11 protein-coding genes are annotated in these 11,909 nt (G+C 52.2%); 6 read left to right on the forward strand and 5 right to left on the reverse strand.

Annotation, left to right across the window (positions count from 1 at the left end; all coding sequences use genetic code 11):
- Positions 1-357: 357 nt before the first annotated feature.
- Positions 358-1,665, reverse strand: a complete 1,308-nt coding sequence (locus ACP96_RS03275) for an acetamidase/formamidase family protein (RefSeq protein ID WP_050032185.1) — start codon at positions 1,663-1,665, stop codon at positions 358-360.
- Positions 1,666-1,753: 88 nt separating this feature from the next.
- Here ACP96_RS03275 and ACP96_RS03280 point away from each other — a divergent pair, with 88 nt between their 5' ends.
- The 3 genes from ACP96_RS03280 (at position 1,754) to ACP96_RS17495 (ending at position 6,258) form a co-directional block, all read left to right on the forward strand.
- The gene (locus ACP96_RS03280; protein ID WP_050032186.1) at positions 1,754-2,218 is read left to right on the forward strand and encodes a hypothetical protein; all 465 of its coding nucleotides are present in this window, start codon (positions 1,754-1,756) and stop codon (positions 2,216-2,218) included.
- Positions 2,219-2,476: 258 nt separating this feature from the next.
- Positions 2,477-4,990 (forward strand): right-handed parallel beta-helix repeat-containing protein, encoded by a 2,514-nt coding sequence (locus ACP96_RS03285; RefSeq protein ID WP_050032188.1) that lies wholly within the window; start codon positions 2,477-2,479, stop codon positions 4,988-4,990.
- 248 nt (positions 4,991-5,238) lie between these two features.
- The gene (locus ACP96_RS17495) at positions 5,239-6,258 is read left to right on the forward strand and encodes a tyrosine-type recombinase/integrase (protein ID WP_082222452.1); all 1,020 of its coding nucleotides are present in this window, start codon (positions 5,239-5,241) and stop codon (positions 6,256-6,258) included.
- Here ACP96_RS17495 and ACP96_RS18435 read toward each other — a convergent pair.
- Positions 6,255-6,449, reverse strand: coding sequence for a hypothetical protein (locus ACP96_RS18435; RefSeq protein WP_154020387.1), 195 nt, complete (start codon positions 6,447-6,449; stop codon positions 6,255-6,257). The two genes, ACP96_RS17495 and ACP96_RS18435, sit on opposite strands and share 4 nt — an antisense overlap.
- A gap of 680 nt (positions 6,450-7,129) precedes the next feature.
- Here ACP96_RS18435 and ACP96_RS18440 point away from each other — a divergent pair.
- Positions 7,130-7,633: a hypothetical protein gene (locus ACP96_RS18440; protein ID WP_154020388.1), complete on the forward strand. Its 504-nt coding sequence runs from the start codon at positions 7,130-7,132 to the stop codon at positions 7,631-7,633.
- Positions 7,634-7,669: 36 nt separating this feature from the next.
- Complete coding sequence (locus ACP96_RS18445; RefSeq protein ID WP_154020389.1) at positions 7,670-8,068, forward strand: hypothetical protein; 399 nt, start codon at positions 7,670-7,672, stop codon at positions 8,066-8,068.
- Here the strand turns inward: ACP96_RS18445 and ACP96_RS03290 are convergent.
- Positions 8,058-8,888, reverse strand: coding sequence for an IS5 family transposase (locus ACP96_RS03290; RefSeq protein WP_050032189.1), 831 nt, complete (start codon positions 8,886-8,888; stop codon positions 8,058-8,060). The two genes, ACP96_RS18445 and ACP96_RS03290, sit on opposite strands and share 11 nt — an antisense overlap.
- 212 nt (positions 8,889-9,100) lie before the next feature.
- On the opposite strand from ACP96_RS03290, the gene ACP96_RS18450 reads away from it, so the two are divergent.
- A complete protein-coding gene (locus ACP96_RS18450) occupies positions 9,101-9,469 on the forward strand; it encodes a hypothetical protein (protein WP_154020390.1) in 369 nt (122 codons plus the stop codon).
- 299 nt (positions 9,470-9,768) lie between these two features.
- Here the strand turns inward: ACP96_RS18450 and ACP96_RS18455 are convergent, their stop codons facing one another.
- Both ACP96_RS18455 and ACP96_RS03295 read right to left on the reverse strand, forming a co-directional pair.
- A complete protein-coding gene (locus ACP96_RS18455; RefSeq protein ID WP_154020391.1) occupies positions 9,769-11,505 on the reverse strand; it encodes a MarR family transcriptional regulator in 1,737 nt (578 codons plus the stop codon).
- Positions 11,506-11,676: 171 nt separating this feature from the next.
- Positions 11,677-11,859, reverse strand: coding sequence for a hypothetical protein (locus ACP96_RS03295; protein WP_050032190.1), 183 nt, complete (start codon positions 11,857-11,859; stop codon positions 11,677-11,679).
- Positions 11,860-11,909: the final 50 nt, after the last annotated feature.

Raw genomic sequence — 11,909 nt, forward strand, 5'->3', positions numbered from 1 at the left:
CCCGTAGGGCGCGAATCGCACGCGCGAGGGACGCCGCGAGCGAAGCGAGCGGCGAGGCTGGGGAGGCGTGAGGCGCGGTTGCTGTTGCGGGGCGGGACTCAAAGGGGCAGTCGCGAGGACGGCGCAGACGACGTAAGCACCGCAGCGAGTGAGCGGAGCGAACGAGCGAGGAGCGCAACGAGTGTGCGCCGTCCTCGCGGCTGGGGCTTTGGCGGTGTCCGCCGTCGATCCGTAATCAACTACTTATAAGTGAGCGGCTGGGACTTTAGAGGAGTTCGTCGTCGATCCGCTATCAACCATTTATAAGTGATCCGCCAGAGGTTCGGCCGTCCCCGGCGTCGATCCGCCAGCAACGATTTATAAGTCGTACTTTTCGCGCGTCACGTCGTCGAGTCCGGAGTCTGCCAGCACGTCCGACGGAACCAACATATCGAGCTGGACAACGCCGGGGAGCCGGCCGATCTGGACGCCGCCGGTGAACGTACACCGGCCGCGGACCTCGCCCTCGCTCATGCCGAGCAGGGTCCCCGCGCGGTCGAAGGCGTTCTGCGTGGCGTCGTTGACGGTCGCGCCGGAGCCGACGACCTGAATCGGGGCGGCGTCGGTGTCGATGTCGACGCCGTGCTCTGCCCCAAGGTCGTCGCCCGCCGCGACCTCGTCGTCGCTGTAGGGCTTGCTAATAAAGGGGAGGTCCTCCTCGTTCGGGAGGAGCACGGGGCCGTCAAGGTCGACGTCCTCGATCACCTCCACATCCATCGTGACCGTCCCGCTCACGTCGGTCGTGTGGAGGGAGAGTTCGCCGTCGCCTTGGTTCGCGTGGAGGTCCCCGACGTAGACGCCGCCGCCGTCGACGACGACCGGGCAGATCAGCGTGGCGCCCGCCCGGACCTCCGGGATGTCCATGTGGCCGTCGGTTCGCAGTTCGAGGTCCTCCTCGGTCTCGACGCCGTAGTCGTGGTCGGCGCCGATGAGGCTCTGGCCGAAGTCGCCCGCATTGTGCGAGTCGGGCATCGTCACCGAGGGTGTCGTCCCGATGTTCCCGATGAAGGGTCGGAGGCGACCGAGCGTGCCGGGCATCCCGTCCGGCTCGTACAGCAGGATCGGGTGTTGCCGCGAGTTCTCGGGGATGTCCATCACGCGCTCGGCGTCGAGCGCGAGTTCGTGGGCGCCCTCCTTGTCGAGGGTGATCCCGACCGCGTTCTCGTGGTCGAACGCGACGGTGTAGCCGTACTCGAAGCCGAACGAGGAGGCGTTGGCGCCGCACTCGGCACACCGGATCGCGTCCTCGCCGGTGCCCTCGACGATCGAGTCGGGCCAGGTCGTCCCGCACTCGGGGCAGCGGTGGTCGACGAAGGGGTCGTCGCCGAACGCGCCCTCGCGTTCCGCCATCGACCCCGTGCTGGTGGCCATGCTCGTCACGGTCACGTCGCGGATGTGGATCGCGATCGCGTCGCCGACCTCGGCGCCCTCGACGCGGATCGGGCGGGTCACCTCGTGGCCGCCGCGGAACGAGGGCGTGACCATCGGTCCCCAACACCCCGGCGGCGTGTACGTCTCCACCGTCCCGCCGTCGGCGACCGTGCCGGCCCACTCCTGATCGGGCCCGACCAGCCCGAGCGTGTACTGGTCGACGTAGAGTTCGTCTTGAACGCCTTGCTGTGACATACCACATCGTGGTACGGGCGTCAAGAGAATAACGCTACTGCTGGCGGAAGCCTGCGATCGATCTGGGGGGGACCGCAACGGCGAGGTCATGAGCGCGAAGGCGGTCGTCGACGAAATCTACGGCATCATCCAGCAGGGAAGCGACCTCGGCGAGGTGGACGTGTTCCTCGACCTGCTGGAACTGGACAACCCTACCTACAACGACCTGAACATGCTGACCCGCGGCACGAGCGCGAACCCCGACGAGATGAAGGAACTCCACCTCTACCGGATGGAGGGCGGCGAATTCGTCCTCGGCACGTGGGACGACGAGCGGCGATTGGCCTACGTCCAAGAGCGCGTCACCGGCGACGACGGCGAGGGACTGACACCCCTCGATAAGGCCCAGTTCCTGCGCCACCGCTACGAGCAGGGCAAGTCCACGCAGGAGTACCTCTCGAAGTGGGACGTGGACGACGACCTCCGCGATCTGTGCGAGGGCCTCGCCGACGCGACCGGCGACGACACCTACCGACGCCTCCTCGGCGGCGACTCGACGCTCGGGGAGTTCTGAGGCGACTGCCCCGGCGGAAACGCCGAGGACCGCGCGTACCGCGGCCGGGAGTCGCCGTCGACGACGCGCTCCGTTCCCCCTGTGAAACGGTCTCACGCGACAGACGCGAATGGTCCGAATAACCGCCAACTGCGGTATCTACACCGCTCATAACGATAGTGGGTGCGGCGGATATTCTCATGCGCTATGTCAGATCGGGACAATATTACGACGGGGTTATCGCGCCGAACTGCGCTTCGAATCGGTGCCGTTGGCGGTGTGAGCCTGTTCGGACTCTCGTCCGTCTCGCAGACGGACGCCCAGGAAGGACCGACCGCGATCACGGAGTGCCGGGAGATCGACGAGCCCGGCGAGTACGTCCTCGACAGCGACCTCTCCGCGGAGGGGGGCTGTTTGCGGATCACCGCGGACGACGTGACGCTCGACGGGAACGGGTACACGATCGACGGCGACGGGACCGGAACCGGACTATCCATGGAATCGTCCGGAAGTACCGTCCGAAACCTCACGGTCCAGAACTTCGGGACCGGCATCGAAGTCGAACTCAGCAATGACGTGACCCTCTCTTCGATAACGGTTCGAGACAACGACACTGGAGTACTGACTCGCAATTCCCGCGATATTCTCTGTGAGGATTCGACGATCCGGCAAAACGGTTGGGGTGTGTCTCTCTCCGATTACTCCGGGGTAGTCACGATGCGGAACTGCGACCTGGTAGAGAACGAGTCGTATCCGATACGGGCGGGGAGCAGCGCTGTCATAGCCGTCGAGGACTGCCGCGTCGTCGACAACGGCGATCCGGTCCTGTTCACGCCGATGCCGGGATCGAAAATAGAGGGAACGCTCGTCAGCGGGAGCGACGGGGCCGGAATGGAAACGAAGTACGGAGATTCCGGGATCTTCGACGATCCGACCCCGATACGGAACTGCGTGATCGAGGACTGCGACGGCGCCGGCATCGATCAGCCGAACGGCTCCCTCGACGTTCGCGAGTGCACGCTTTCGGGGAATCGCGTCGGCTATCGGGCGGGCGAACCTTCCCCGGACCCCTACGAGACGACGCTCCGGGACAGCAATATCGAGGACAACGAGGAGTACGGGGTCGTGAATCCTGCGGAGGAGTACTCCCCCACCGTCGACGCGACGTGCAACTGGTGGGGGGCCGAGTCCGGCCCGGTTCACGAGGACAACCCCAACGAGGATCCGGGGGGCCAACGCGTCAGCGGCGACGTGGAGTTCGTTCCGTGGTCGACCGAGCGCATCGAGGACGGCGAGGGCGTATGCGATGGCGGCCTCGACGAGGAGCCGGAAGAGCCGGAGGGGCCGCCCGAGGGCGGAACCGGATACATCTCGAGGAAGTCCTACATGCGGATCAAGGAGATCGGACCGTACGAGGACGTGGACTGCTGGGGCGGAACCGTCTACGTCACCGACCCGTCGGACGTCGAGGACGCCGGATTCGCGGGTCCCGGCGCGATCACGGTTCCTGCGTCCTCGGAGGAAGGAGAGGACGCCGAGGAGCGCGAACTCCCCGGACACGTCATCCGGGCGGAGTCGGACGCCGCGGTCACGCTGCCGACGTGGGGCGGCGAGCGGGGCGAGTGCGAGTCGCTGCTCTTCGTCGATCCCGATCAGGATCTCCGCGCCGACGTCGAGTACCGAATCGTCACCGACGACCCAGACGCCGCCTACGAGGAGGTCGATACGGGCGGGTTCGCCAGAACGATCCACGAGATCGTACAAGTCGAGTACGAGCCCGTGCGTTCGGATCCCGAGGAGAACGTCATTACCGAACCGACGACGATCACGGAACCCGGCGAGTATCACGTTAGGTCCGATATCAGATCGGACGACACGTGTATCGAAATCACACGGACGGGTGACGTGACCATCCACGGACACGGCTACTCGCTACTCGGATCGGGGAACGGTACGGGCATCCATAATGAGGGCGGTTTCGAGGCCCGGAATCTCACGGTCCACGGGTTCGAGACCGGGATTTACAACGAAATTGGCAGAGGTGTCCGTCTCGAAGGCGTGACCGTCGAAGAGAACGTCGGGAACGCCGTGGTGGGAGACAGATATGTGAGATTCACGCTAACCGACTGTACAATCCGTGGAAACGGTGGTATAGGAGTCATCACCGACGAGTACAGCGACCTCACGCTTACCGACTGTGAGTTACGGGGGAACGGCGGTAATGGGGTTAGCGGCGCGCCGTACACGACCGTCAGAGTACGGAACTGTCTCGTTGTCGACAACGATACGGGAGTGTACATCAATCACTACAGATCTGACCTCGAAACGGAGGTTATCGACAGCGTTGTGAGAGACAACGCGGGTTCGGGTGTTCGAGTCGGGGCGACCGAAGGCAGTGTCGGTGAGCCGGTTCCGATCCGGAACTGCGAGATCCGCGACAACGACGGCGCCGGAATCGTCCAAGCCGCCTCGTTCCTGGACATCCGCAACTGTACCTTGGTAGGGAATCAAGATGGATACCGGCTGAGGGATTCACAGATTTACGAGGCGATCCTCCGAAACAACAACATCGAGGAGAACGAGGAGTACGGAGCCGTCGTCGAGGAGAGTTTCTCGGAAAACGATACCATCGACGCCACCTGCAACTACTGGGGCCACGAGTCGGGGCCCGACCACCCCGACAACCCCGAAGACGATCCCCAGGGACAGCCGGTGAGCGACTACGTGGAGTTCACTCCGTGGTCGACCGAGCGGATCGACGACGGAAGCGGCGACTGCGCCGGCGGGACCTAATCCCTCGACGGAGGTTCCCTCCGCGAACGGTTCCGACGGTACTCGTGAGGGCCGGGAGTACGGAACCCCCCGCGCTCCGCGGTCCCGTCTCTGCGTCCGCCGATCGACGGCCGCGATGCTTGCCGTTTTTACCACCGCCCGCCCGACGTACGGCGTATGCAGACCCACATCGTGCCGGTCGGCTTCGACTACGACCGCATGATAGACGCCATCTAACTCCCGTTTTCGGGCTTTAAGAGGAAAACACAATGTCCGAAAACGAACTTGAACCCATCCATCCAGAAGAGGGAATCAATCTCTATCTGAAGGATAGAGAATCAGAGCTAGCAGAGAACACAATCAAAGCGTATCGATACAAGCTTGGGAAATTCTCCGATTGGTGTGAACAAGAAGAGATTCAGAATCTAAATGTCCTTTCCGGTCGCACCCTACTGCGATTCAAACAATATCGCCAAGAGGATCTTAATTCAGTCTCACTCAAGAACCAGATAGATACGTTAAGATCGTTTATCAGGTGGTGTGAGTCTATTGATGCGGTCGAACAAGACTTACACAACAAGATTCTCTCTCCCTCTCCAAGCCAAACCGAACGACAGAGGGACGAATTGATTCAACCAGAAACAGCTTCAGACATACTTGGGTATCTTTCTCGCTTTGAATATGGTTCACTTCACCATGCGCTCTTAACCGTTCTATGGCGGTGTGGTGTACGTAGTGGTACACTCAGATCCTTCGATCTTTGTGATTATGATAGAGAAAATCAGAGACTCAGAGCGATACATCGACCGCCGGAAACGCCCTTAAAGAATAAGAACAAGGGTCAAAGGCTAATCTCTATCAGCGAGGATCTGAACCAAGTGATTAGCGATTACGTCAATCACTCTAGACCGGAGGTAACAGGCAGTAACGGGCGAAATCCATTATTTGCCACACAATTCGGGAGGGTTTCGCGATCGACAATCCGTGAAACCTGCTATCGGTGGAGTCACCCATGTAAGTACAATGGTGGAGATTGTCCCCACGGAGAAGATATTGATAGCTGCCAAGCTCTAGGGGGAGAAGATTATTCTCCCTCTGTTTGTCCTTCCTCAAGAAGCCCCCATGCTTGGAGACGTGGAGCAATCACCCACCACCTTACTCAAGATGTTCCCGTAGAAGTCGTGAGTGATCGGATGAACGTATCTCCGGATGTATTGGAACAACACTACGATCGACGCTCTGAAGAGGTGAAAGTAGAGCAACGAAGAGAATATCTAAACGATATCTAGAACCAATCTTGTTCTTTCTCTGTCGGTTCAGGAGAAGCGTCTAGCGTCTTTTTGGGTTCAGTAGTGGTTTCGGACGTATCGATATTGAACGACTCACAGAGCTTACTAGCATACTTTGCTGAACGTAGATCCGAATTTGCTACAGTCTTTAGAGCTTCAATATCTTCTTGAGTTAGATCGTCTTTGTCCATATCTGTTTTCGGCTTGTAGCATACTAAATAAAGGGCTTTCGTGAGTCACGTTACCAAAACGGAAATTAGGTAGGTGTATTGTCCCCCACCTACAGGGTTTCTGAACCTACTCAATCATCACTAGAACCGGATTTATTTTTTGTCCCCCGAAGGGAACAAAGGACAGGAATTTGCCCTTACATTACTTTGCATCTCCAAACTTAAATATTTGTCTATTTATCTTTGATATTTTTGGACAAATGCCCACATTCAGAGCTTATCAGATTTTGATATTTCTGATTTTTGGCTATTAAGTTTAAAAATAGTCTCTTGGGGGGATTCTGCGTCTCACGTCGCTCCAGAGAATTTGAGGGTAGGGTGTAGTCTATCCCGTGATAACAGGGAGTATTGTGTTATCTACCCACCAAATATCGATTATCACCCTAATTCTAAATCCTATATCCCTCGATTTTGGCTGCTACGATCCCCCTAGCCTGTCGATCTATAATCCAAAACGAAGGTATTACAGATAGTAATCAAAATAGAATACTGTAAGAAGAGCTATTCTATCCTCTGAAATCACCAATATAACACTAACAATCCCCCCATTGTGTTATCAGGCTCACGTCGGCGTTTTAGGTTGAAGATAGCTCCTATTGTGTGACGACAATCATTATTACTGTTCAATTGTCATTCTAAACATGACGAATCGACGGCGGATATTGATTGCAATCGGTGGCTCTGTATCTCTAGCGGGGTGTAGTGCCGAATTTGATACTAGCATAGAAACAGAAGGTTCTGAAAATGAAGATTCAGAGGAAACCCATGAAAATGAATCTGAAACAGAAACAGATTCTCAAGAGAATATCGACCGGCCTAAGATAGATGAAGTATCGATTCAGTATGATGAAGATTGGTTAATGCTCTCAAGGGAGTATCGGGTTCCCAATTATTCTAGCGAATTTACTACTCAAGAGCATTGGACAATAACAAGCGAAGATTATGAGACAGAAAGAACAAGAGAAAACACAATTGAAACTGAATCAGATCGAGAAACTATCCTAGTAGGAGAAAGTATGTGGTTCCTCGATCGGCGGGATAACGATATCCAAGCGGGAGACTATGAGATTACACTTGTTGTTGAAGGTCCAGATGGATCTGAGAGTGATCCGGTTACTGAATCAATCACAATTGAGTCTGTATAGCTAGATGGATTTTTTGAAACACGGAAAGCCCTATCCGTGATTCTTGAGAAAGTTTCTGCTATGGTTTGGAGCTTTGATACACAAATTATGAATGAGTATCAGAAAGTTGGGTTTAGAATCATACTCAAAAAGATTTCTTGGATCCTGTATGGTGGTATTTTGTGGCTATTTATTGAAGGATATTCAGATCCTCTTGTATGGATAGTTGCTTTTTTATTGGTAGTGTTAGCTGAAATAAAATTTTCAGAATCTTCGCTTAGAATTGAAGCTCGAAAACAGGATTTGATTGATGAGCTAAGGGGAAAACCCGTTTCTCTCCACCAAACTCCTAAGTCTGGTTCAGCTAAATCTCAGACTATGGCTGATCCCGAGTGGAAAGATACTCTTCAAATGGCTGTGTTGAATCGCTGTAAGGCGTGGAGATTCACTGTTTGACGAAGCGTTTGATGTTATAGACGACACACATCAGCGCGATTTCGCGGAACTCACGGAACCATGAGCGCGCTCGCACGGCGAAGCCGAGCGAGCGCTTCACAGCCGAGTTCACGGTTTCGGTCATAGAGCGCTGATTGTAGCGGTTATCGTCGATTCTGGCGTTGTGTGCGTGGTCGTACGGAGCGAAGATACGGTGCTTGATCAGCGGTCTGATCCCGAGGTCGCGTAATCCTTCACGAAGCGATTGCTTGTCATAGCCTTTATCGGCCGCAAGAGACCGCAGATCGCCCGCGTTCCGGCGGGCGATCTGCTCAGCAAGGTCTGCGTCGCTTCCTTCCCGATTCGTTGAGCAGTGAACGTCAAGGACGGCTTGAGACGCTGTATCGACGAGTTTTGTGACTTTCAGCTTTTGAACGCGGTAGCTGATTCGCTGGCAGTAGTGGCGGCTCGCTGGTGAGCGGTCGTAGAACGTGGCGTCGATCGCGGCGTGTTCAGAGAGATCGTGCAGCTGCGCCGACTGGCGCAGCAGCACTCGACAGACGCTCATACTGATCCGGTCGAACGCCTTACACAACGTGGACGGCGCGGGGAGATCGGCCGCGTTGAGGCCGATCTCCCCGGTTATTTGTGGCATCTCTTTGAGCAGGTCGATCGTCATGCGGTACGATGAATCAAGGTAAATCCGCAGACAGTGAAGGGAAACGAGTGCATAGTCGGCGAATCCGCCGCCACCGTCCGGGGCGGCGGATTCGCCTCCATCGCCAGTAACTCTTTGAGCAACCGGTACAACCTCCCCGATGAAGCGGGAGATTTGGGTCATAGGCAACTGAAGTCTCCCGCTTCAACTCCTTTGATTTAGCGGCCTACCTCTCTGCCGTATGGCGATTCAACACAGCCCTTCAAATAGTATATGACAATCAGATACTTTGGTCGAAAGATTCAGACTATGATAGTGATCATCCTGTAGTAGAAGAATCTGATAAAGATCCTAAACAAGTACAAGAGGATTTAGCCTTTCTTCATGAGGTTGGTTTGATTGGATCCCATCATGTTGGACATCGAACAGAGATAAACCGCCCTAAGAAAAGTAGTTTAGCTGGTTTAACAGAACACGCAGAAAGAACAGGTACTCATTTGGGCCTAACACCCAAAGGATTCGAAGTAATTCATGAAGAAGAGCTAAATCAGAACCAGATAAGAACCAATATTGGAATTGGAATTTTGACTATATTCTTGGTAACTGGTTCATTATTACAAGGATATTCAGCTTATCTCACACATAATGATATATTTGACCAACTTATATTATTTGTTGTAGTTGTTGTTTCTGTTCTAATTGGATTGTTTGTAATCTCAATTATGATGGGTAAAAATCTAATAGAATATCTGCCTAGTGTGTAATTCTACACTCCTCTTCAAACACCCTATACAGTCCCTCGATAACAATGTCTTGTTCCGATAGTTCACTCTGATAAGTCGCTTCCTCAATCAATTCTATTAGCTCAGGGTCGTTAACTGTCGCTCTTACGCTCTTATATTCACTCATAGTCTAAAAGTCAAAACTGCTAGTCCTAGTCCTACTATTCCACCAAAACAGATCGATCCGAATGTTGCTATCATATTTCTAAAGTCCATGTTAGTGATTACCACGTGAGTCATATCTTCTAATAAACTAATAAGCCGAAATGACTCACGTGACATTAGTTACCACACCATTCATACTTGTCCGGGAAAAACGCGCCGGACGAATTGTATTTCTTAATCGATTCTAGTTGATTCAGAACCCTGCTAATCTGTTTTTGACTGTATCCTGTAGCTTTCTCAATCTCCTTTTGGCTATGTTGCTCATCACTCTCCCGAAGATACCGGATAACTGCTAGTTTACTAGGAGAGTGAGACTGTAGCTCTTCTTTCTGAACCGGAACCCAATTCGGTAAACCAGAGGTATTAACGTATACTGTAGTTGGCTCTTTGGATCGTCCGAACCTGAATACATCCTGTAGGGTCAAATTCCTATACAGAGGGAAGATATTGAATGTCTCATTTCCGAATTGGTATTCAGTCTCTCCCTCCCGATCTACTTGAACCGATTTGCCAAGATAAGAACCCCACTTGAATACGTATTCATCACCATAATTTCTCATACCCGTGACAAATCCTAGTTGCTTATCTTGGAACTTGTTAGACGATAATATCCGCGCAAAGTTCAGGGAGTTATCTGTATACTCTTCTATTTCGTCATCGTATTTCTGTATGGCTTTTTTCGACGTGATAACCCCCGGTTTCTCTCCCTCCTTTTGCTGAATAGAATACGCTAAGGAGGTATCCTGATTTACTGCTATATTATTTGAGTTTTGATAATACCTCTTATGCTCTGATACCTGTTTGATTTCTAGGTTCAGAATATCGGTGATATATCGCTTCTTTTCCTCTTCGGAAAGAACCTGAATATGCTCAAGATTCAAGCCTGTAGCACAATCCCACATTTCCGGGATCGGGGTTCCGTCTAGACCGATAAATCCATCAGCTGATTCAAAGTCGGGAGGATTGAGTAAATACATACTCTCGCGTTTCTCATCAAAGACAACTTGAGCATTATCACCGATATGAGTATCAATCCCATCGATTTCAGAGAATTGAGTATGGGTCTTTTCCCAACCCGGATTAACCTCAATCCCTACAAGAAGAGCATAGGCCAATAACGGCGCATGGACGTGATACTCTTCGGGATCTAATGCTGTTTCTGTATCACGGTATACGTCGAATTCTTGGAACCAATTAACGACTTTCGCAGTCTCTTCTTGGGAAGCTTCCCTTATTTCAGTAAAGGAGTTTAGCGGGAAAGAATTAACACTATGTATAAACCTGTTTATCAATTCGCGCGGCTTGTGATAGACTAATTCATATTCATTTTCGCTAAATTCGTCTTTTACTGCTACCCGATTAGTAAGATAATTGGGGTTATATGCGTGTTTTGGATTCCCGATCAATACGTCTATATCCGATAAATCACGGTTAAGAGACTCAATATATGGACATGAGCCATTACAGGGAAGCTCAAGCCTTTCATGTAACTCCTTTGCTGATATTCCCCTTCGGTATAGTTCTCTCAATCCATGTTTGTCGTTCTGAAAGGAGGGACATTCATCATGCGGAACCGGGATTTTATGGTACGATAAACCAAATTCATTACACTTCTTAATAGAATCCTCCTTGAGTCTATTCAATGAAGTGAGATACAGGATTTGAGTATCAGTCTCTTGAGCCTGTTTGAATGTCGAATGGCTCTTACCCGTGATCGGGAGAGATTCAATTAACACGTTATTTTTGTTTCTATACGATTCTGCTATTTGACTAGCTAATCGTTCTCTTATTCGCGGTAAATCAATAGGTTTAAATTCTTGAGGATGTAATTTAGTCATGTAGGAGATCACCATCTTCCCATCAAGGGTGTGTTGGTATCACACCTTTGGGCTTTCAATATCTCAAAGAGATACATCGATGAGATTTATATTCTAAATCTTTAGTGCGTAAAAATTGAAGTCTTATTAATTTAAGGCTTTCTTTTTAGTTATTATTGAAAATAATATATTGTGTTGAATTAATGTTTAATGAATATACCCTATCTCTGTATCAATATCTGGCATTTTGAGTATCATGGTTACTTTTCCCTCCAAATCGTTGTGATAATAACCCACAAGAGCATCAAATTCGTTCAGATCTGCTTGGATCTCGTCTAGATAATTGTCATCTACAACATACTCAAAGAATCCATTAGCAGTTTGAATCATGTCAGATACTCCTTGAATTCTCTTTCAAAGTCGCTAGTTGTCCACTCTGG

Source organism: Halorubrum halophilum (genome assembly GCF_000739595.1).
In the GTDB taxonomy this organism is placed as follows: Archaea; Halobacteriota; Halobacteria; order Halobacteriales; family Haloferacaceae; genus Halorubrum; species Halorubrum halophilum.